Below are 20292 nucleotides of genomic sequence, written 5' to 3' on the forward strand. Positions count from 1 at the left end.
GAGTTAGTCGGGGGTCTGAAATGGCCCCTTCGCGGGCAAGCCCCGCTCCTACGGGATCGGTGATGAATGCTCCGCCTTGCAGGAGCGAGGCTTGCCCGCGAAGACGGCCTGACAGACAACAAACATCTCAGCACAGAAACGCAAAAAAGCCCCGGTCAACTCGACCGGGGCTTTTTGGTTTTGCAGCAGTATTCACTCACGCAAATCCGATTCATGAATTGGTTGGTCGCGGTGGGTCGCCCGATGATATTGCGCCGGCCAGATAGCTTTGTGCCCACCCAGATCGTCATCGGCATGCAGCGGCCAGTACGGGTCACGCAACAATTCCCGGGCGAGGAAGATGATGTCGGCCTGGCAGGTACGCAGAATGTGCTCGGCCTGGGCCGGTTCGGTGATCATTCCTACCGTGCCAGTGGCAATGCCTGACTCCTTGCGTACGCGCTCGGCGAAGCGGGTCTGATAACCGGGGCCTGTAGGAATCTCGGCGTTTACCGCCGTACCGCCCGATGAAACATCGATCAGGTCCACGCCCAGATCTTTGAGGCGGCGCGCCAGCTCCACAGTTTCATCGGGGTTCCAGCCATCTTCCACCCAATCGGTGGCCGATACCCGCACAAACACCGGTAACTCTTCAGGCCACACCGCACGCACCGCTTCGGTCACTTGCAGCACCAGCCGAATCCGGTTTTCGAACGAACCGCCGTACTGATCGCGCCGCTGATTGCTCAGGGGCGAAAGAAACTGGTGCAACAGGTAACCGTGGGCGGCGTGCACCTCGACCACTTTGAAACCGGCGGTCAGCGCCCGTTTGGCGGAATCGACGAACGCTTGAATGATGTCCGCGATCTCGCCTTCATCGAGTTGCTTGGGGGGTGTGTGCTGAGGGTCGAAAGCGATTGGCGAAGGGCCGACGGGGATCCAGCCACCGTCCTCCGTCTTAATGCTGCCATGTTTGCCGAGCCACGGCCGATGCGTGCTGGCCTTGCGCCCGGCGTGCGCCAACTGAATGCCGGCAACAGCGCCCTGCGCGGTGATGAAGCGCGTAATACGCTGCAGGGGTTCAATCTGTCGATCATTCCAGAGACCGAGGTCCTGGGCGGTAATGCGCCCCTCAGCGGTGACCGCCGTGGCTTCGGTGAATACCAGACCAGCGCCGCCGATAGCGCGGCTGCCGAGGTGGACCAAATGCCAGTCATTGGCCAGCCCATCGACGCTGGAGTATTGGCACATCGGTGACACCGCGATGCGGTTAAGCAGGGTCAATTGACGAAGGGTATAGGGTTCAAGCAGCAGACTCATGGGGCACCTCTCGAATCAGTGGGCAGGCTCCAGGGTTCTGTTTGAATAGTCGACGAGTGACAGGAAAAAGGGTGCAGCACCCGCCCCCGCGGGCAAAAAATTCGACAAAACGTCACAAGGATAATCAAGCAGTGCTTAGAGACTAGTCGACATCGGGAAGATGAGGGAGGGTTCCGGGGATAATTGGCGTCAGGGAGATCGCTATCGCGGGCAAGCCCGCTCCCACAAGGACGATATAGATCCTTTGGGAGTGGGCTTGCCCGCGATGGGGTCAACGCGGTTCGATGTGGGCAATCATCAACTGAACGGTCTCGTTCCCACGAAACTCGTTAAGGTCGAGCTTGTAAGCCAGTTCGACCCACTTGATGGTCGGATTCGGCCAGATATCGCGGTCGATACCGAAGGCAATGCCGTCCAGCTTCACCGAACCGCATTCACTTCTCAGCACCACTTTGAGGTGCCGCTCCCCCACAACGCGTTGCTCGACCAACTGAAACACCCCATGAAACAGCGGCTCCGGGAAGTGTTGCCCCCAAGGCCCGGCGTGGCGCAGGGCGCGGGCCAGTTCCAGGTGAAACTCTTCGACCGCCAACGTACCGTCCGACAACAGGCGCCCGGTCAGGTCTTCTTCGCGCATTTGCCTACGTACTTCAGCGTCAAAGGCCTCGGCGAATAACGGAAAATTCGCTTCCGGCAAGGTCAGGCCCGCCGCCATGGCGTGGCCGCCGTATTTGCTGATCAGGTTCGGGTGTTGCGCCGCGACCACGCTCAAGGCGTCGCGAATATGAAAGCCCTGAACCGAACGCCCCGAGCCCTTGAGCAGGCCATCGCCGGCATCGGCAAAGGCAATGGTCGGACGGAAATAGCGCTCTTTCATACGCGAGGCGAGGATTCCGATGACACCCTGGTGCCACTCGGGATCGAACAGGCACAGGCCGAACGGCATCGATTCCACCGGCAAATCCTTGAGTTGGGCCAGCGCCTCACGCTGCATGCCCTGCTCGATGGATTTGCGGTCCTGGTTCATGCCATCCAGCTGAGCGGCCATTTCACGGGCAGCCGCCGCGTCTTCAGTGAGCAGGCATTCGATGCCCAGGCTCATGTCGTCCAGACGCCCCGCCGCGTTCAGACGCGGGCCGAGGATGAAGCCAAGATCAGTGGAGGTAATGCGCGAATGGTCGCGCTTGGCCACTTCAAGGATCGCCTTGATGCCCGGCCGCGCACGCCCGGCGCGAATCCGCTCCAGGCCCTGATGCACCAGAATCCGGTTGTTGGCATCCAGCGGCACCACGTCGGCGACGCTGCCCAGTGCCACCAGGTCCAGCAATTCGCCAATGTTCGGCTGCGGCTTGCTCTGGTACCAACCCAGGCTGCGCAAGCGCGCGCGCAGGGCCATCAGCACATAGAAGATCACCCCGACACCGGCCAGGGCTTTGCTCGGAAACGCGCAACCCGGCTGATTCGGATTAACGATGGCATCGGCCAACGGCAGCTCATCGCCAGGCAAGTGGTGATCGGTGACCAGCACCTTGAGCCCGGCCTTTTTCGCCGCCGCCACGCCTTCGACGCTGGAGATGCCGTTGTCCACGGTGATCAGCAGGTGCGGCTCGCGGGTCAGCGCCACCTCGACGATCTCCGGCGTCAGGCCGTAGCCGTACTCGAACCGGTTCGGCACCAGATAGTCGACATGCGCCGCGCCCAGCAGGCGCAACCCCAGCATGCCCACGGTACTGGCCGTCGCACCGTCTGCGTCGAAGTCGCCGACGATCAGGATCCGCTGACGCTGTTCCAGGGCCGTCACCAGTAAATCCACCGCCGCATCGATGCCTTTGAGCTGCTGATATGGAATCAACCGCGCCAGGCTCTTGTCCAGTTCAGCCTCCGATTGCACGCCGCGAGCTGCGTAAAGGCGGGTCAACAGCGGTGGAATATCACCGAGAAATGGCAGGGTGTCGGGCAACAGGCGAGGTTCGATGCGCATGGGGTGACGGGTGCTTCTCTTGAATACGTAGGATAAAACCGGGGAACACAGTTCAGCGGCGAATAATCAGCCGCGTTCACCGCTCAGCCACTGCAACTGGACTTCGTGCTGACCACGGTCGTCGGTGACGAAAATCGTTCCTTCGCTGATCATCACATCCCACTTGATAACGCGCGGCATGTCCTTGGCCAGGGTTTCCAGCACGTCCTGAGGCACGGCGGCGATGTGAACGTTCTTCAGGTTTTTGATCGCCGGGATCACTTTGGTTTCCCAGACCCGCAGGCTGCCGTAGGCCAGCAGGCTGGTACGCTCGGTGCGGCGCGAGCACCAGGTCAGGCGATCGGCGTCTGGCTGGCCGACTTCGATCCAGTGCAGAACACGGTCATCCAGGCTCTTTTCCCACAACGCCGGTTCATCCACGTCTGACAGACCGCGACCGAAGGACAACTGCTCGTTGTACCAGAAGGCGTAGGCCAGCAGCCGCACGGTCATGCGCTCTTCGGTTTCCGAAGGGTGACGGGCAATGGTCTGCTTCACATTCTCGTAGACGCTGCGGTCGAGGTCGGTGAGGTTCAGTTCAAACTTGTAGGTTGTGGACGGCTGGGCCATGAACGGGCTTCTTGATACGAGGAAAGGCGGCAAGTCTAACCGATGCAACAGGTAATCAACGAATTGAAGGCATCAACTTTGGGCGATGGACCTCGGCCTATGTTAAAACTCTGCATCCGCTCAGCCTTTGTCCTACAGGATTCAGTATGCCGTTCTCCAGCAAACCGCTCTCAGGTCTGAAAGTCATCGAATTGGGTACGTTGATTGCCGGGCCGTTTGCCTCGCGTATTTGCGGCGAGTTCGGCGCCGAAGTGATCAAGATCGAGTCCCCGGACGGCGGTGATCCGTTGCGCAAATGGCGCAAGTTGTATGAAGGTACTTCGCTGTGGTGGTTCGTTCAGGCGCGTAACAAGAAGTCTTTGACCCTGAACCTGAAACACCCGGATGGCCTGGCGATTCTTAAACAGCTGCTCAGCGAAGCAGACATCCTGATCGAGAATTTCCGCCCCGGCGTGCTGGAAAAGCTTGGCCTGGGTTGGGAAGTCTTGCATGCACTGAACCCCAAACTGGTGATGGTGCGGCTTTCGGGCTTTGGCCAGACCGGGCCGATGAAAGATCAGCCAGGCTTCGGCGCGGTCGGTGAATCCATGGGCGGCCTGCGCTACATCACCGGGTTCGAGGACCGGCCGCCGGTGCGCACCGGGATCTCCATCGGCGATTCGATTGCCGCGCTCTGGGGCGTGATCGGCGCACTGATGGCCTTGCGGCATCGCGAGGTCAACGGCGGCTTGGGCCAAGTGGTGGATGTGGCGCTGTACGAAGCGATCTTTGCCATGATGGAAAGCATGGTCCCGGAGTTCGATGTGTTCGGCTTCATCCGTGAGCGCACCGGCAACATCATGCCGGGCATCACGCCCTCCTCTATCCATACCAGCGCTGATGGCAAACACGTGCAGATTGGGGCCAATGGCGATGCGATCTTCAAGCGTTTCATGCTGCTCATCGGTCGTGAAGACCTGGCCAATGATCCTGTACTGGCCAGCAACGACGGACGTGACAGCCGTCGCGACGAGATTTACGGGGTGATCGATCGCTGGGTCAACTCGCTGCCGCTGGACGCAGTGATCGAGCAACTGAACCAGGCCGACGTTCCCGCCAGCCGGATTTTCAGTGCCGAAGACATGTTCAGCGATCCGCAGTACCTGGCCCGTGAAATGTTCTTGCAAGCCAAGCTGCCCGACGGCAAAGACTTCAAGATGCCTGGCATCGTGCCGAAACTCTCTGAGACGCCCGGCAGCTCCGAATGGGTCGGGCCGCAGCTGGGTGAACACAATGCGCAAGTACTTCACGACCTCGGCTATGACCCGGCACAGATCGCACGGTTGCGTGAAGACGGGGCCATCTAAGCTGAAGCGCCTGCTTTCATCCGCAATCGATGACGCCGGTATCGGGCGTGTGCTGGCGGTGCTCGGGCTGTTGGCGGGGTTGATATCCCCGGCCCTTGCGCAACCTAAGGAACATTTGTTCTGGCTGCTGCGCGACCTGCCGCCACTGACGGTCTTCGAAGGCCCGAAAAAAGGCCAAGGCGTCATCGATCAGCTGATGCCGCTGTTGATCGCCGGGATGCCGCAGTACGAACACACCCTGATGCGGGTCAATCGCGCCCGTGGCATGCAAATGCTCCATGAGAAGTCTTTCACCTGCGACCCTTCGCTGATCTGGAGCGAGGAGCGTGAACAATCGATCGCATTTTCCATTCCGGCCTTCCGGGCGGTCAGCAATGGGCTGGTGATTCGACGTGAAGATCGGTCGGTGTTGGAGCCCTTTCTCTTTGGCGATGAAGTCGATCTGGCAGCACTGTTGGCCAGCGGTCGAGAGAAAGTCGGTGTCGTCGCCGAGCGTCGTTACGGTCAGTTCCTCGACACACTGCTGCAACAGGCGCCGCCCGGCGCGCTGATGCCCCACTACGGTAACAACGCCCTCGGCAGTCTGTTGCAGATGCAGCGCCTTGGTCGCTTGCAAGTGGTCTTGGGTTACTGGCCGGAAATCCGCTATCAGGCTCACCAGGAACAGATTGTCGATGATCAGTTGGAGTTTTATCCGGTCAAAGGCACGGGTAAATATTTGTCCGGATACATCGGCTGCTCGAACACGCCCCTGGGGCGACAGGCGATCAGTGAAATCAACCAGCTATTGCGTGCCTTGCCCCGCGAGCGCCTGGCCCCGCTGTACGCCGACTGGCTCGACCCACAAAGACGCAAGGACTACCTGGAAGAAACCAGAGCCTTTTTCGAGCGTCAGGCCGCGCAATGACAAATCGCAGGCAAAAAGAAACCCCGAGAAGTGGGGAGACATCTCGGGGTTAAACGTGGCCTGAACCAGGCCAGTGACAACAAGCTACAAGCACCGGAGCACAATGCTTGATCCTGCTGTTACAAAGTCTGACTGAACGTGGCGCAGGAAGGTTCCCACAAAAAATCATTCAATTTCGGCTGGCCAGAATCTTGTCCTGAGCCGCATTGCGCAAGGCTGCGATGACACAGGGCTCCAGGCGTCCTTCAGCAATCAGCACGTCACGGTGCAGGCCGTCGACGACATCCGTCAGCAGACGTTTATCGGTTAACTGATCGTGATTGAACGTCCGTTCAACCACGGTTGCGCCGCTCGTACTTTTCAGTGTCACCAAACATTCGCCCTGGGCACCCGACGGGGTCAACGTGACCTGATACGGGCTCAGAGCCTCACCGAGCAATAGACTGATACTTTCCATCTCGATCACCACTCAATAGTCCGAAAACAAAGTGCCTGGGGCGAGTCCACAGTAAATGACCACAGGCCCGAGAAGAAAGTTCTGGATTCCAACGGCAGGCGCACCGGCGCCTCTGGTAGATAGAGCATGCACGGTCAAGATGACAGTAAAAAAACAGCGATTCATGTTTACTTGTAGCAGCTGTCGAGCCTTGGCGAGGCTGCGTTCGGCTGCGCAGCAGTCGTAAAACCTGCTTGCAAGGTCTGGCTGAAGTACCGCGCTGCCTGGATTCACGACTGCTTCGCAGCCGAACGCAGCCTCGCCAGGGCTCGGCAGCTGCTACAGATCGTATTGCAATTCACACCTGGCGTGTACGCTTACCAATGTCGCTCCACCCGCCCAGCAGTCCTCGCAATTGGCCGTCCGCGCTGTAAAACGGCACCGTCCACTGGTAGATGTCCCTGACGCCATCCTTGAATATCAACTGACGTTCGCTGAAACGGGTCTTGCGCGTACCGAGCTGGGCCATAAACTCGGCGTGCAACTGCTCGGCAGTCTCTTTGGGCAAGACATCAAGTTCGATCAGCTGTCGCCCCTGAACCTGGTCGAAACGGGTCGACAAGCGCTCTTCATAGCTTTTGTTGCACATGATCAAACGCCCTTGCAGATCACGCACGAACATCGGATCGGGCATGGCGTCGATCAATGCATGCTGGAATGCGAGCTGGTCATTGAGGTCTTTTTCGGCGTCCCGACGTTGCTTGATCAGTGCCGCAAGCCTGCGATTCCAAAGCAATGAGAGCAAGCCGAACAGGCTGACGATGAACATGCTCCAGCACCCCCACCGGGTTATCCGCTGCCAGGTCGAGGGCGCGTGTAGCGACGCAGTTCCGTTAAGCCATTTCAACCGCATGGCGCGTAATTCGTCGGGTGGAAATGCTTCGAGCGCTTTGTTGAGGATGCTCAATAACTGTGGCTGCGCTTTGCGGACGGCCAAATGATCAGCCTCCCATTTACCCTCCACCGCAGGCCCGACCTTGAGTCGGCCCGAGGGATAGAGCTGCGCGCCGATTTCGTTCTCAATCGTGGCATAGGCCTCGCCGCTTTCTACCAGTGCCCGTGCTTCGGCGTAGGTTTTGACCGAGCGCAGCTCAATCGCCGGGTAGTCTCGACGAATCGTGCCCTCCAGGGCGTGACGGGTCGGCAAAACCAGGACTCTTGTCGAAAGCTGGTCCAGCGACTGTATCGCCGCGGTGCTGGCCAGTCCTACGAGCACCCAGCCCGCCCCGCCAAATGCATGACTGAAATCCAGAAACACCTTGCGTTCGTCATTCATTGCCAGCGTCGTACTCATGTCCGCCGCACCGCTTTCCAGACGCTCCAGTAATTGGTCGGTGGAAAACGACTCTTCATGAACGAACCGCAACCCTGTCATGGCGCTGATGCGGTTGAGCATATCGTTGTTCAGACCGCTCCAGTGACCATGCTCATCCTTGAACAGATACAGCGGGTATTGCGCCGACGCCACGATAACCGTCGGATGTTCAGCAATCCATTGCCGCTCCTGAGCATCCAGCTCAACGCGTTCGACGGTGGTTGGCTCCCGGGACTCATGTGTCGCCAATTGTGCGCCCTTCACCCATGACCCAAAGCCCAGGGCGCCCAGCAAAAACATCCAGCACACGGCTGGTTTAAACCCTCTGAAAAACAGCATGCCACTTCCTTGGTAATCGTCTCGCCCGTCCTTCATGGGCGGCTCTTCTTTTAAGAAACCCGGCAAGTGTGGCATGCAGAAATGAGAAAGCCCGTCAGGAGACGGGCTTCAAAATGTGACAGCTTTTACCGGTTACAGCGGCTTGCCGCGGTTGCCATGCTGACTGACAAAGGCCTGCACGGCTTTCAGGTCGTTCGGCAATACGGTGCAACGTTCATCTCGCTCAAACAAATCAGAAAGATGTGCAGGTAGTTCGAGTGCTTTTCCTACACCGGCTTTTTCCACTGCGTCCGGGAATTTGACCGGATGGGCAGTACCGAGGATCACCATCGGGATATCCAGGCTGCGACGGCATTCGCGCGCGGCCTTCACGCCGATGGCAGTGTGCGGGTCCAGCAGTTCGCCGGTTTGCGCAAACACTTCGGCAATGGTTTCGCACGTTTGGGCGTCGTCCACGGCCAGCGAATCGAACAGTTTACGTGCCTCGGTCCAGCGCTCCTCTTCGACACTGAAACCGCCGCCCTGCTTGAAGGTGTCCATCAAGCCGGCTATTGCCGCACCGTTACGACCGTGCAGGTCGAATAGCAGGCGTTCGAAGTTCGACGACACCATGATGTCCATGGAAGGAGACAGTGTGGCGTGCAGGGTTTCCTTGACGTACTGATTGCCGCTCATGAAGCGGTGCAGGATGTCGTTGCGGTTGGTAGCGACGATCAACTGATTGATCGGCAGGCCCATGTTGCGCGCCAGGTAACCGGCGAAGATATCGCCGAAGTTGCCGGTCGGCACCGAGAACGACACCGAACGCGCCGGACCACCCAGCTGCAGGGCTGCGTGGAAGTAGTAAACGATCTGGGCCATGATCCGCGCCCAGTTGATCGAGTTCACCGCGACCAGGCGCGTACCCTTGAGGAAGCTCTGGTCGGCGAAGCTGGCCTTGACCATTTCCTGGCAGTCATCGAAGTTGCCTTCGATGGCAATGTTATGGATGTTTTCGCCGAAGATGGTGGTCATCTGGCGACGCTGCACTTCGGACACACGGTTGTGCGGGTGCAGGATGAAGATGTCGACGTTTTCGCAGTGCTTGCAGCCTTCGATGGCGGCCGAACCGGTGTCGCCGGAGGTGGCGCCAACAATCACCACGCGTTCGCCGCGTTTTTCCAGCACGTAGTCGAGCAAGCGACCGAGCAATTGCAGGGCGAAGTCCTTGAAAGCCAGGGTCGGGCCGTGGAACAGCTCCAGCACCCATTCGTTGCCATTGAGCTGACGCAACGGCGCCACGGCGTTGTGGGAAAACACGCCGTACGTTTGTTCAAGAATCTTTTTGAAATCGGCATCGGGGATGCTGCCGGTCACGAACGGGCGCATTACCCGGAAGGCCAGCTCGTGATATGGCAGGCCGGCCCAGGAAGCGATTTCTTCCTGAGTAAAACGTGGCAGGTTTTCCGGGACGTACAGACCGCCGTCGGTGGCGAGACCGGCCAGCAGGACATCTTCGAAATTCAGGGCCGGTGCCTGGCCGCGGGTACTGATATAACGCATAGGGGCAAACCTTTGGTTTGAGCTGCAAGCTACGAGCTACAAGCTGCAAGTAAAAGCCGAACTGCCTTTGACTTGCCGCTTGAGGCTTGCAGCTTGCCGCTGCTGTTGTTAGTTCAAGTGCTCGACGCGGATTCGTACGACCGGACCGACCACGCCTTCCAAGGCCTCCAGGGCGCTGATCGCGTCGTTCATGTGCTGTTCTTGCACACGATGGGTCAGCAGGATCATTGGCACCAGACCGTCATGCTCTTCGACTTCTTTCTGCATGATCGATTCGATGTTGATACCGCGCTCCGACAGGATGCTCGCCACCTGAGCCAGTACGCCCGGATGGTCCTTGGCCTGAATGCGCAGGTAGTAGGCGCTTTCGCAGGCTTCGATCGGCAGGATCGGATGGGCCGACAGAGAATCCGGCTGGAAAGCCAGGTGCGGCACGCGGTTTTCCGGATCGGAAGTCATGGCGCGAACCACGTCCACCAGATCAGCGATCACCGACGAAGCGGTCGGCTCCATGCCGGCGCCGGCACCGTAGTACAAGGTCGAACCGGCAGCATCGCCGTTGACCATCACCGCGTTCATCACGCCGTTGACGTTGGCGATCAAGCGATCGGCCGGGATCAGCGTCGGGTGCACTCGCAGCTCGATACCGGCCGCGGTGCTGCGCGCCACGCCCAGGTGCTTGATGCGATAGCCCAGCGCTTCGGCGTAATTCACGTCAGCGGTGGTCAACTTGGTGATGCCTTCTGTGTAAGCCTTGTCGAATTGCAACGGAATGCCGAACGCAATGGACGCCAGGATCGTCAGCTTGTGGGCTGCGTCGATGCCTTCGACGTCGAAAGTCGGGTCAGCTTCGGCATAACCCAGGGCTTGCGCTTCGGCGAGTACGTCTTCGAAGGTGCGACCCTTCTCCCGCATTTCGGTGAGGATGAAGTTGCCAGTACCGTTGATGATCCCGGCCACCCAGTTGATGCGGTTGGCGGACAGACCTTCACGGATCGCTTTGATCACGGGAATGCCGCCGGCCACAGCCGCTTCGAATGCCACGATCACGCCTTTCTCGCGAGCCTTGGCGAAAATTTCATTACCGTGAACGGCGATCAGTGCCTTGTTCGCGGTGACCACATGCTTGCCATTCTCGATGGCCTTGAGTACCAGCTCGCGGGCAACGGTGTAGCCGCCCATCAGCTCTATAACGATGTCGATCTCAGGGTTCGTGGCCACTTCGAACACATCGTTGGTAATCGCAATACCGGTCGTCTGGAACTGAGGCTTTGGCGTGCGCATGGCAATTTGTGCCACTTCGATTCCACGCCCGGCACGACGAGCAATTTCCTCGGCGTTGCGCTGAAGTACGTTGAAGGTACCGCCACCGACGGTCCCTAACCCACAGATGCCTACTTTGACCGGTTTCACTGTGAACTCCCCATAAAACGGCCGACTCAAGGCCGGCCGTGAAAACAACCGCATACTCGCGGCTCTCGATTAATGGCCCGACAATATTGCCGCCGAACCATGATCGTCAAAGGTTGACCATGACGATGCGAAACTATTTCGCGCCCAATGCCAGTTTGGCGACTTGTGGCGCAGGCTGGTAGCCCGGAATGACCTGTCCGTCGGCCAAAACGATGGCCGGTGTACCGTTCACGCCGATCGACTGGCCGAGGGCGAACTGCTTGGCTACCGGGTTCTCGCACTTGGCGGCCTTGATTTCCTTGCCATCGACCATTTTGTCCATGGCCGCTTTCTTGTCCTTGGAGCACCACACGGCTTGCAGTTGCTCGTCACCCGCCGAGCCCAGGCCCTGGCGAGGGAACGCAACATAACGCACTTCGATACCCAGTTTGTTCAGCGCCGGCACTTCGGCGTGCAGCTTGTGGCAGTAAGGGCAAGTGGTGTCGGTGAAGACAGTGATGTGCGACTTGGTTTCGCCGATGGCCGGGTAAACCACGGTTTCAGCCACTGGAATGTTATTGATCAGTTTGGAAATGCCCAGGCGCTCGGTCTTCTCGGTCAGGTTGACCGGTTTGCCATCCTTGAGCTGGAACAGGTAGCCCTGAACGACGTATTGGCCATCAGCGCTGGCGTAAAGCACACGGCTGCCCTTGAGTTTAACTTCATACAGGCCTGGCAACGGGCTGGCGGAGATGGTTTCGATCGGCACATCCAGCTCAAGGGTTTGCAGGCTTTTACGAATGGCTTTGTCGGCCGTGTCATCGGCGGCGGCAAAGGTACTGACCACCGCAATGGCTGCGGCGGCGAAAATCTGGGTCAGACGCATGAGAACTCCTGAAGGCGGACAAATGGGACGATCGAACACCCGTGCCGGAACACCGGGTCATAACGCCCATCGTGCAAACCGGGAAAGCCTACCACATAAGGCCCCCGTGGCGAGGGGGCTTGCCCCCGTTCGGCTGCGCAGCAGTCGTCAATCCTCACGTCTGGGTCCATATATCAGAGATCGCCACAAAGGGGCTGCTTCGCAACCCAACGGGGGCAAGCCCCCTCGCCACAGGGGTATTTCCATTTCAGGAACTGCGTCAGCCGCGCGGGTGATGCCTGGCATGCAGGTCCTGCAAGCGTGCACGAGCGACGTGAGTATAGATCTGGGTTGTCGACAGATCGCTGTGGCCGAGCAACATTTGCACCACGCGCAAATCGGCGCCGTGATTAAGCAAGTGGGTGGCGAAAGCATGGCGTAGCGTGTGCGGCGACAGCGACTTGCCGATCCCGGCGACCTTGGCCTGGTGTTTGATGCGATGCCAGAAAGTCTGGCGAGTCATCTGCTCGCCGCGCAGGCTGGGGAACAGTACATCGCTGGGACGCCCGCCCAGCAACTCGCCACGGGCATCGCGCATGTAGCGCTCGACCCAGACAATCGCCTCCTCACCCATGGGCACCAGTCGTTCCTTGCTGCCCTTGCCCATCACCCGCAACACGCCTTGGCGCAGGTTGACCTGTTCCAGCGTCAGGCTGATCAGCTCCGTGACCCGCAAGCCACAGGCGTAAAGCACTTCCAGCATGGCGCGGTCTCGCTGGCCGATAGCCTCGCTCAGGTCTGGCGCAGCCAGCAGCGATTCCACATCGGCTTCCGACAAGGACTTAGGCAACGGCCGGCCTAGCTGGGGCATATCGACGCGCAATGTCGGATCGACCGCAATCAGCTTTTCCCGCAATAAATAGCGATAGAAGCCACGCACACCGGAAAGAAATCGCGCCGTGGAACGGGGCTTGTAGTTTTGCTCCAGGCGCCAGGCCAGGTGATCGAGGATCAACTCGCGACCGGCGTTGATCAACTCCAGGCCCTTTTCCTGCAACCAACCGTTGAATAGAGCCAAATCGCTGCGATAGGCATCGCGGGTGTTATCGGACAGGCCTTTTTCCAGCCACAGGGCGTCAAGGAACTGGTCTATCAGGGGATGATCGATGGCAGGCATGGGGTCTCGGACAGGGCAAGCGTAAGAGCGTGAAAATGAACAGTCTTTCATAGCACGTTGGCGGCGAACATAGAATTCAGGCACAAAAAAAGCATCCCTCTCGAGATGCTTCTTTTTGCTTGAGGCGCTCAGCTTATTGTTGAGCCGGTTCGTTCTGGCTCAGGATCAACTTGCCTTCCTTGTCGACCGGAATCTGGTTGCCCGGATCGCGATCCATCCGCACTTTGCCTTCCTTGCCATCCAGCGAATAACGAACGTCGTAGCCTACAACCTTGTCGCTGATGTCATTCACGGTGTTACAGCGGGTTTGAGTGGTGGTGTAGGTGTCACGCTCCTGCATGCCTTCCTGCACCTTGTTGCCCGCATAACCGCCGCCGACCGCACCGGCCACTGTGGCGATTTTCTTGCCTGTACCGCCGCCGATCTGGTTGCCCAACAGGCCACCGGCCAGCGCGCCGACCACCGTACCGGTGATCTGGTGTTGATCTTTTACCGGCGCTTGCCGGGTAACCGTAACGTCCTTGCACACTTCACGTGGAGTCTTGATTTGTGTCTTGACCGGCTCAACGGCCAACACTTGCGCATACTCAGGGCCGCTTTTAACCAGGTTGTAGGTGGCAACAGCACCCCCGGCAGTGACACCGACAGCACCCAATACCGCACCAACCAGCAACGACTTGTTCACATGAACCTCCTGACCATCACAGACGGGACAAACCCGCGCTTCTCCCAGCCTTGGAGCATAAAAAAAGGCGCGAGTTCAATACTCGCGCCTTCTCGGGCTTCAGCTGGAAAAGCGATAACCGTTATGGACGGTCGTCGACTTCCGTCTCGGCCACTGCAGCAGGAATCAGGTCCTCGCTGCTCAGGTTCAGCCAGATCAGCACCACGTTCGCGATGTAAATCGACGAGTAAGTACCCGCCAGAACGCCGATGAACAGGGCGATGGAGAAGCCGAACAGGTTATCGCCACCAAAGAACAGCAAGGCCGCGATCGCCAGCAACGTGGAGATCGATGTCGCCATGGTCCGCAGCAGGGTTTGCGTGGTCGAAATGTTGATGTTCTCGATCAGGCTGGCCTTGCGCAGTACCCGGAAGTTCTCACGAACCCGGTCGAATACCACGATGGTGTCGTTGAGCGAGTAGCCGATGATCGCCAGCACCGCCGCCAGTACCGTCAGGTCGAAGGTGATCTGGAAAAACGACAGGATACCGATGGTCACGATCACGTCGTGGATCAGCGAAACGATCGCACCGACTGCAAACTTCCACTGAAAGCGGAAAGCCAGGTAGATCAAAATGCCGCCCAGCGCCATCAGCATGCCGAGGCCGCCCTGGTCGCGCAGTTCTTCACCGACCTGAGGGCCGACGAATTCGACGCGCTTGACCACCGCAGGGTTATCGCCACCGAGCTTCTGCAAAGCCTCGGCCACCTGGTGACCCAGTTGCGGGTCATCACCCGGCATACGCACCAGCAAATCGGTAGTTGCACCGAAGCTCTGTACGACTGCCTCCTGATAACCCGACGTTACCAGTTGCTCACGCACCTTGGTGACGTCAGCCGGACGCTCGTAGGTCAGCTCGATGAGCGTACCGCCGGTGAAGTCCAGCCCCCAGTTCATGCCCTTGGTGGCGACGCTGAACAGTGCCAGAACCGTAAGGAACAATGTGACGCCGAACGCAATGTTGCGAACGCCCATGAAGTTGATTGTACGTAACATGGCAGCCCCTTAAATCCACAACTTCTTGAAGTCACGACCGCCGAAGATCAGGTTGACCATCGCGCGGGTCACCATGATGGCCGTGAACATCGAGGTAAAGATCCCCAGGGACATAGTCACTGCAAAGCCCTTGACCGGGCCTGTGCCCATGGCAAAGAGAATCCCGCCGACCAACAAGGTTGTCAGGTTGGCGTCGAGAATCGCGGTGAATGCCCGGCCGAAGCCTTCGTTGATTGCCCGCTGCACGGTCATGCCGGCCGCGATCTCTTCACGTATCCGCGAGAAGATCAGTACGTTGGCGTCGACCGCCATACCCATGGTCAACACGATACCGGCGATGCCCGGCAGGGTCAGCGTTGCACCCAGCAGCGACATCAGGGCCAGCAGCATCACCATGTTCACTGTCAGCGCAACGGTGGCGATGAGGCCGAAGAAGCGATAGATGGCCATGATGAACAGCGAGACAAACAGCATGCCCCACAGCGATGCATCGATACCTTTGGTGATGTTGTCGGCACCCAGGCTTGGACCGATGGTACGTTCTTCAGCGAAGTACATCGGTGCCGCCAGACCACCGGCACGCAGCAGCAATGCCAGCTCGGACGACTCGCCCTGGCCGGTCAGGCCGGTGATGCGGAACTGGGCACCCAGCGGCGACTGAATGGTCGCCAGGCTGATGATCTTCTTCTCTTCTTTGAACGTCTGAACCGGTACGTCTTTCTCGACACCGTTGACCACTTGCTTGACGTAAGTAGTGACAGGACGTTGCTCGATGAAGATCACCGCCATGCTGCGACCGACGTTGTTACGGGTCGCACGATTCATCAGCTCGCCGCCATGGCCATCCAGACGGATGTTCACTTCTGGCGTGCCTTGCTCGCCGAAGCCAGCCTTGGCGTCAGTCACCTGGTCACCGGTGATGATCAGGCCACGCTCGATCAGCGCCGGAGGACGATTGCCTTCGCGGAACTCGAACGATTCGGAAGTGGCTTTCGAAGCACCAGGCTCAGCCGCCAGACGGAACTCAAGGTTGGCCGTCTTGCCGAGGATACGCTTGGCTTCTGCAGTGTCTTGCACGCCCGGCAGCTCAACCACGATGCGGTTGGCGCCTTGGCGCTGAACGATAGGTTCGGCAACACCCAGCTCGTTGACGCGGTTACGTACCGTGGTCAAGTTCTGCTTGATGGAGTATTCGCGGATTTCCGCCAGCTTGGCCGGGGTCATCGCCAGACGCAGTACCGGTTGGCCATTGAGGTCGGCCGGAACAATATCGAAATCGTTGAAGTTCTTGCGAATCAGCGCACGCGCCTCTTCACGGGCTGCTTCATCAGTGAAGCCCAGCTGAATGGCACCGCCCAGTTGCGGCAGGCTGCGATAGCGCAGACGCTCTTTGCGCAACAGGCTCTTGACGTCGCCTTCGTAGACTTTCAGGCGTGCATCGAGGGCTTTGTCCATGTCCACTTCCAGCAGGAAGTGCACACCACCGGACAAGTCCAGACCCAGCTTCATCGGGTGCGCGCCAAGGCTGCGCAGCCATTGCGGGGTGGTTTGCGCCAGGTTCAGGGCAACAACGTAGTCATCACCCAATGCCTTGCGCACGACGTCTTTGGCTGGCAGCTGATCTTCAGCCTTGGTCAGACGGATCAGACCGCCCTTGCCGCCTTCAGCCAGGGTGGCCGCCTTGACGTTGATCCCGGAATCCTTGAGCGCGGTGCTCACACGATCCAGATCAGCCTGAGTAACCTGCAGTGCAGTGCTTGCACCGCTGACCTGAATGGCCGGGTCATCAGGGTATAGATTGGGAGCGGAATAAATCAGACCGATCGCTAGCACCGCCAGGATCAGAATGTATTTCCACAGAGGGTATTTGTTCAGCATCACGCCGCCCGCTTATGACGCGGGGCGCCTTGCGCGCCCCGTCGATTGAGTAGAAGTTGGAACTTAGATCGCTTTGAGCGTGCCTTTTGGCAGCGTGGCGGCGATGGCGCCTTTCTGGAATTTCATTTCGACGGTGTCGGAGACTTCCAGGACAACGAAGTCGTCGGACACTTTGGTGATCTTGCCGGCGATACCACCGGTGGTCACAACTTCGTCACCTTTTTGCAGGCTGCTCAGCAGGGTTTTCTGCTCTTTGGCGCGCTTGGCCTGTGGACGCCAGATCATCAGGTAGAAGATGACCAGGAAGCCGACCAGGAAAATCCACTCGAAACCGCCACCCATCGGGGCTGCCGCAGGTGCAGCAGCGTCAGCCATGGCATTAGAGATAAAAAAGCTCATTTAGCACTCCAGTTGCAAATGTTGAATCTTGGGGTCAGGAAACTCAGTCCAAAGGCGGAACAGGTAAACCGCGTTTGGCGTAGAAGGCATCGACAAAGGCGGCCAATGTACCCTGTTGAATAGCCTCGCGCAAACCAGCCATAAGCACCTGGTAATGGCGCAAATTGTGGATGGTATTCAACATGCTACCCAGCATTTCGCCGCATTTGTCCAGGTGATGCAGATAAGCGCGGGAGAAGTTCTGGCAGGTGTAGCAATCGCAGGTTGGATCCAGCGGCGAATCATCATGGCGATGGAACGCGTTACGGATCTTCAGCACGCCTGTATCAATGAACAGATGCCCATTGCGGGCATTACGGGTTGGCATCACGCAATCGAACATGTCCACACCGCGGCGCACACCCTCAACCAGATCTTCCGGTTTGCCAACGCCCATAAGGTAACGAGGTTTGTCAGCCGGCATTTGGCCCGGCAGGTAATCCAGCACTTTGATCATTTCGTGCTTGGGCTCGCCCACCGACAGACCGCCGATGGCCAGGCCGTCGAAGCCGATCTTGTCGAGGCCTTCCAGCGAGCGCATGCGCAAATCCTGGTGCATGCCGCCCTGAACGATGCCGAACAATGCCGCGGTGTTATCACCATGGGCGTTTTTCGAACGCTGGGCCCAGCGCAACGACAGCTCCATCGATACGCGAGCGACGTCTTCATCGGCCGGGTACGGGGTGCATTCGTCAAAGATCATCACGATGTCCGAGCCCAGGTCGCGCTGGACCTGCATCGACTCTTCCGGGCCCATGAATACTTTGGCGCCGTCAACCGGAGAAGCGAAGGTCACGCCCTCCTCCTTGATCTTGCGCATCGCACCCAGGCTGAACACTTGAAAACCGCCGGAGTCTGTAAGAATCGGGCCTTTCCACTGCATGAAATCATGCAGGTCGCCGTGCTTCTTGATCACTTCGGTGCCAGGACGCAGCCACAGGTGGAAGGTGTTGCCCAGAATGATCTCAGCGCCGATCGCCTCGATATCCCGTGGCAGCATGCCCTTGACCGTGCCATACGTGCCCACCGGCATGAAGGCCGGGGTCTCGACGGTACCGCGCGGGAAGGTCAAACGACCGCGACGCGCCTTGCCGTCTGTGGCAAGGAGCTCAAAAGACATGCGACTGGTGCGACTCATTCTGTTTCCTCTGGGCCACGTGGTGCGGGATTACGGGTGATAAACATCGCATCACCGTAGCTGAAAAAGCGGTATTCGTTGTCGACGGCGGCTTTATAGGCGGCCATGGTCTCGGGATAACCGGCGAACGCCGAAACCAGCATCAACAGCGTGGACTCGGGCAAATGGAAGTTGGTAACCAGGGCATCGACCACATGAAACGGCCGCCCCGGGTAGATAAAGATGTCGGTATCGCCACTGAACGGCTTGAGTACGCCATCGCGCGCGGCACTTTCCAGAGAACGCACGCTAGTGGTCCCCACAGCCACCACGCGACCACCGCGAGCGCGGCAGGCCGCAACGGCATCGACCACGTCCTGGCCGACTTCCAGCCATTCGCTGTGCATGTGGTGATCTTCAATCTTTTCGACGCGCACCGGCTGAAAGGTGCCGGCGCCAACGTGCAAGGTCACGAACGCAGTCTCGATGCCCTTGGCGGCAATCGCCTCCATCAGCGGCTGGTCGAAATGCAGCCCCGCCGTCGGCGCCGCCACCGCGCCCAAACGCTCAGCGTACACCGTCTGATAACGCTCGCGGTCCGAGCCTTCATCCGGGCGGTCTATATAAGGAGGCAACGGCATGTGCCCGACACGGTCGAGCAGCGGCAACACTTCTTCGGCAAACCCCAACTCGAACAACGCATCGTGACGCGCCAGCATCTCGGCTTCGCCACCACCGTCGATCAGGATCTTCGAACCCGGCTTGGGCGACTTGCTGGAACGCACATGGGCCAGCACGCGGTGACTGTCGAGCACCCGCTCCACCAGGATTTCCAGCTTGCCGCCGGAAGCCTTCTGGCCAAACAGCCGCGCCGGAATCACCCGGGTATTGTTGAACACCATCAAATCGCCCGGCCGCAAATGCTCAAGCAAATCAGTGAATTGACGGTGTGCCAGGGCGCCGCTGACCCCATCCAGGGTCAACAGGCGACTACCGCGACGCTCGGCCAAAGGATGGCGAGCAATCAGCGAATCAGGGAGCTCAAAGGTAAAGTCAGCAACGCGCATGATGGGGTTCGTCTAGCAGGGCCGGGAAGTCTAGCGGAAATATCAAAAATTCTCCATGTACCTGATTGACCAACGGTTATCTCATCTCTATACTTCGCCGCCATTGAGCCCTGATGGCGGAATTGGTAGACGCGGCGGATTCAAAATCCGTTTTCGAAAGGAGTGGGAGTTCGAGTCTCCCTCGGGGCACCAAAATTAAGAAAGGTCTTGCTTTGCAAGGCCTTTTTTTTCGCCTATAGAAAAGTGACCTCGCCCCCATCGACAACGCCCTGACAACACGCTGACCTGTAGGAGCTGCCGAAGGCTGCGATCTTTTGATCTTGCTCTCTTCTGCCCCTCTCGCCGGAAGAACATTTCACAAGGATTCCCCCCATGGAATTGCACCTGGAAACCGTCGCCCTCTTCTCCCTCAAACTGGCTTACGAATCGGAAGATTCAAGCCCGATTTTGCGTGACGATCTGGTCATGGGTGACTACCAGCGGGACGTGTTTGAGTTGCTGGTGCGGCGGGGGGATGTTGAGGGGATTCAGGTGAAGGTGAGTAAGTGTGTGGGGTTGGCGTTGGAGGCGGTTGGGGGTGTGGATAAGCCGTTGGGGCGGGAGTTGGGGAGGTTGGCGGGGGAGTTTGCCGGGATTCAGGCGATGGAAGAGCTTGATGCTCCGCTCATCACGCTTAAGGATTATCTGAAAGACATCCTCTGAGTCGGGACTGTCAGATATTTTGTGTGCGGGCCGGTAACGGCCTGCCGTTAGGCAGGCCATGCTTTTACCAGGTCGGCCTGATAAATCGATCTCCGTACAGA

The 20292-nt window shown here is 58.8% G+C and carries 18 protein-coding genes and 1 tRNA gene; 4 read left to right on the forward strand and 15 right to left on the reverse strand.

What is annotated here, in order from left to right; all coding sequences use genetic code 11:
- Nucleotides 1–192: 192 nt before the first annotated feature.
- From BZL43_RS07550 to BZL43_RS07560, 3 genes are all read right to left on the reverse strand, one after another.
- Nucleotides 193–1299: an NADH:flavin oxidoreductase/NADH oxidase gene (locus tag BZL43_RS07550; protein ID WP_095631724.1), complete on the reverse strand. Its 1107-nt coding sequence runs from the start codon at nucleotides 1297–1299 to the stop codon at nucleotides 193–195.
- 271 nt (nucleotides 1300–1570) lie between these two features.
- Nucleotides 1571–3280: a single-stranded-DNA-specific exonuclease RecJ gene (recJ, locus tag BZL43_RS07555; RefSeq protein ID WP_095631725.1), complete on the reverse strand. Its 1710-nt coding sequence runs from the start codon at nucleotides 3278–3280 to the stop codon at nucleotides 1571–1573.
- Between the two features lie 66 nt (nucleotides 3281–3346).
- The gene (locus BZL43_RS07560) at nucleotides 3347–3889 is read right to left on the reverse strand and encodes a YaeQ family protein (RefSeq protein ID WP_095631726.1); all 543 of its coding nucleotides are present in this window, start codon (nucleotides 3887–3889) and stop codon (nucleotides 3347–3349) included.
- A 146-nt stretch (nucleotides 3890–4035) separates the two neighbouring features.
- On the opposite strand from BZL43_RS07560, the gene BZL43_RS07565 reads away from it, so the two are divergent.
- Nucleotides 4036–5235, forward strand: coding sequence for a CaiB/BaiF CoA-transferase family protein (locus tag BZL43_RS07565; protein ID WP_095631727.1), 1200 nt, complete (start codon nucleotides 4036–4038; stop codon nucleotides 5233–5235).
- Nucleotides 5216–6142: a TIGR02285 family protein gene (locus BZL43_RS07570; protein WP_095631728.1), complete on the forward strand. Its 927-nt coding sequence runs from the start codon at nucleotides 5216–5218 to the stop codon at nucleotides 6140–6142. The genes BZL43_RS07565 and BZL43_RS07570 overlap by 20 nt, the downstream gene beginning before the upstream one ends.
- A gap of 169 nt (nucleotides 6143–6311) precedes the next feature.
- Here the strand turns inward: BZL43_RS07570 and BZL43_RS07575 are convergent, their stop codons facing one another.
- From BZL43_RS07575 to queA, 12 genes are all read right to left on the reverse strand, one after another.
- The gene (locus tag BZL43_RS07575; RefSeq protein WP_095631729.1) at nucleotides 6312–6599 is read right to left on the reverse strand and encodes a DUF3509 domain-containing protein; all 288 of its coding nucleotides are present in this window, start codon (nucleotides 6597–6599) and stop codon (nucleotides 6312–6314) included.
- Between the two features lie 337 nt (nucleotides 6600–6936).
- Nucleotides 6937–8292, reverse strand: a complete 1356-nt coding sequence (locus tag BZL43_RS07580; RefSeq protein ID WP_095631730.1) for a transporter substrate-binding domain-containing protein — start codon at nucleotides 8290–8292, stop codon at nucleotides 6937–6939.
- A gap of 132 nt (nucleotides 8293–8424) precedes the next feature.
- Nucleotides 8425–9834, reverse strand: coding sequence for a threonine synthase (gene thrC, locus BZL43_RS07585; protein ID WP_095631731.1), 1410 nt, complete (start codon nucleotides 9832–9834; stop codon nucleotides 8425–8427).
- A 108-nt stretch (nucleotides 9835–9942) separates the two neighbouring features.
- Entirely contained in the window at nucleotides 9943–11247 is a 1305-nt protein-coding gene (locus BZL43_RS07590) for a homoserine dehydrogenase (RefSeq protein WP_095631744.1), read from the reverse strand.
- Between the two features lie 133 nt (nucleotides 11248–11380).
- A complete protein-coding gene (gene dsbC, locus BZL43_RS07595) occupies nucleotides 11381–12112 on the reverse strand; it encodes a bifunctional protein-disulfide isomerase/oxidoreductase DsbC (protein ID WP_095631732.1) in 732 nt (243 codons plus the stop codon).
- A 259-nt stretch (nucleotides 12113–12371) separates the two neighbouring features.
- Entirely contained in the window at nucleotides 12372–13268 is an 897-nt protein-coding gene (xerD, locus tag BZL43_RS07600) for a site-specific tyrosine recombinase XerD (protein WP_095631733.1), read from the reverse strand.
- Nucleotides 13269–13401: 133 nt separating this feature from the next.
- Nucleotides 13402–13953 (reverse strand): glycine zipper 2TM domain-containing protein, encoded by a 552-nt coding sequence (locus BZL43_RS07605; protein WP_095631734.1) that lies wholly within the window; start codon nucleotides 13951–13953, stop codon nucleotides 13402–13404.
- A 121-nt stretch (nucleotides 13954–14074) separates the two neighbouring features.
- Complete coding sequence (gene secF, locus BZL43_RS07610) at nucleotides 14075–14989, reverse strand: protein translocase subunit SecF (protein WP_095631735.1); 915 nt, start codon at nucleotides 14987–14989, stop codon at nucleotides 14075–14077.
- 9 nt (nucleotides 14990–14998) lie between these two features.
- Nucleotides 14999–16867 carry a protein translocase subunit SecD gene (secD, locus tag BZL43_RS07615; protein WP_095631736.1) on the reverse strand — a complete coding sequence of 623 codons (1869 nt, stop codon included), beginning with the start codon at nucleotides 16865–16867 and terminating at the stop codon, nucleotides 14999–15001.
- A gap of 63 nt (nucleotides 16868–16930) precedes the next feature.
- Complete coding sequence (gene yajC / locus BZL43_RS07620) at nucleotides 16931–17266, reverse strand: preprotein translocase subunit YajC (protein ID WP_095631737.1); 336 nt, start codon at nucleotides 17264–17266, stop codon at nucleotides 16931–16933.
- A 43-nt stretch (nucleotides 17267–17309) separates the two neighbouring features.
- The gene (gene tgt / locus BZL43_RS07625) at nucleotides 17310–18425 is read right to left on the reverse strand and encodes a tRNA guanosine(34) transglycosylase Tgt (RefSeq protein ID WP_168185069.1); all 1116 of its coding nucleotides are present in this window, start codon (nucleotides 18423–18425) and stop codon (nucleotides 17310–17312) included.
- 14 nt (nucleotides 18426–18439) lie between these two features.
- On the reverse strand, nucleotides 18440–19489 hold the full coding sequence (queA, locus tag BZL43_RS07630) for a tRNA preQ1(34) S-adenosylmethionine ribosyltransferase-isomerase QueA (RefSeq protein ID WP_007903547.1): 1050 nt from the start codon (nucleotides 19487–19489) through the stop codon (nucleotides 18440–18442).
- A 107-nt stretch (nucleotides 19490–19596) separates the two neighbouring features.
- Between queA and BZL43_RS07635 the strand changes: the two genes are divergently transcribed.
- Together BZL43_RS07635 and BZL43_RS07640 are read left to right on the forward strand one after the other, a co-directional pair.
- A tRNA-Leu gene (locus tag BZL43_RS07635) sits at nucleotides 19597–19681 on the forward strand.
- A gap of 180 nt (nucleotides 19682–19861) precedes the next feature.
- Nucleotides 19862–20191 (forward strand): hypothetical protein, encoded by a 330-nt coding sequence (locus BZL43_RS07640; protein WP_095631739.1) that lies wholly within the window; start codon nucleotides 19862–19864, stop codon nucleotides 20189–20191.
- Nucleotides 20192–20292 lie beyond the last annotated feature (101 nt).

The sequence above is a fragment of the Pseudomonas sp. PICF141 genome (assembly GCF_002286815.1).
Lineage (GTDB): Bacteria > Pseudomonadota > Gammaproteobacteria > Pseudomonadales > Pseudomonadaceae > Aquipseudomonas.

Excerpts from the sequence above, each read along its gene's own strand:
- BZL43_RS07550 (WP_095631724.1), bottom strand. The coding sequence starts at position 1,299 with ATGAGTCTGCTGCTTGAACCCTATACCCTTCGTCAATTGACCCTGCTT.
- recJ (WP_095631725.1), bottom strand. The coding sequence starts at position 3,280 with ATGCGCATCGAACCTCGCCTGTTGCCCGACACCCTGCCATTTCTCGGT.
- BZL43_RS07560 (WP_095631726.1), bottom strand. The coding sequence starts at position 3,889 with ATGGCCCAGCCGTCCACAACCTACAAGTTTGAACTGAACCTCACCGAC.
- BZL43_RS07565 (WP_095631727.1), top strand. The coding sequence starts at position 4,036 with ATGCCGTTCTCCAGCAAACCGCTCTCAGGTCTGAAAGTCATCGAATTG.
- BZL43_RS07575 (WP_095631729.1), bottom strand. The coding sequence starts at position 6,599 with ATGGAAAGTATCAGTCTATTGCTCGGTGAGGCTCTGAGCCCGTATCAG.
- BZL43_RS07580 (WP_095631730.1), bottom strand. The coding sequence starts at position 8,292 with ATGCTGTTTTTCAGAGGGTTTAAACCAGCCGTGTGCTGGATGTTTTTG.
- thrC (WP_095631731.1), bottom strand. The coding sequence starts at position 9,834 with ATGCGTTATATCAGTACCCGCGGCCAGGCACCGGCCCTGAATTTCGAA.
- dsbC (WP_095631732.1), bottom strand. The coding sequence starts at position 12,112 with ATGCGTCTGACCCAGATTTTCGCCGCCGCAGCCATTGCGGTGGTCAGT.
- xerD (WP_095631733.1), bottom strand. The coding sequence starts at position 13,268 with ATGCCTGCCATCGATCATCCCCTGATAGACCAGTTCCTTGACGCCCTG.
- secF (WP_095631735.1), bottom strand. The coding sequence starts at position 14,989 with ATGTTACGTACAATCAACTTCATGGGCGTTCGCAACATTGCGTTCGGC.
- secD (WP_095631736.1), bottom strand. The coding sequence starts at position 16,867 with ATGCTGAACAAATACCCTCTGTGGAAATACATTCTGATCCTGGCGGTG.
- yajC (WP_095631737.1), bottom strand. The coding sequence starts at position 17,266 with ATGAGCTTTTTTATCTCTAATGCCATGGCTGACGCTGCTGCACCTGCG.
- tgt (WP_168185069.1), bottom strand. The coding sequence starts at position 18,425 with ATGTCTTTTGAGCTCCTTGCCACAGACGGCAAGGCGCGTCGCGGTCGT.
- queA (WP_007903547.1), bottom strand. The coding sequence starts at position 19,489 with ATGCGCGTTGCTGACTTTACCTTTGAGCTCCCTGATTCGCTGATTGCT.
- BZL43_RS07640 (WP_095631739.1), top strand. The coding sequence starts at position 19,862 with ATGGAATTGCACCTGGAAACCGTCGCCCTCTTCTCCCTCAAACTGGCT.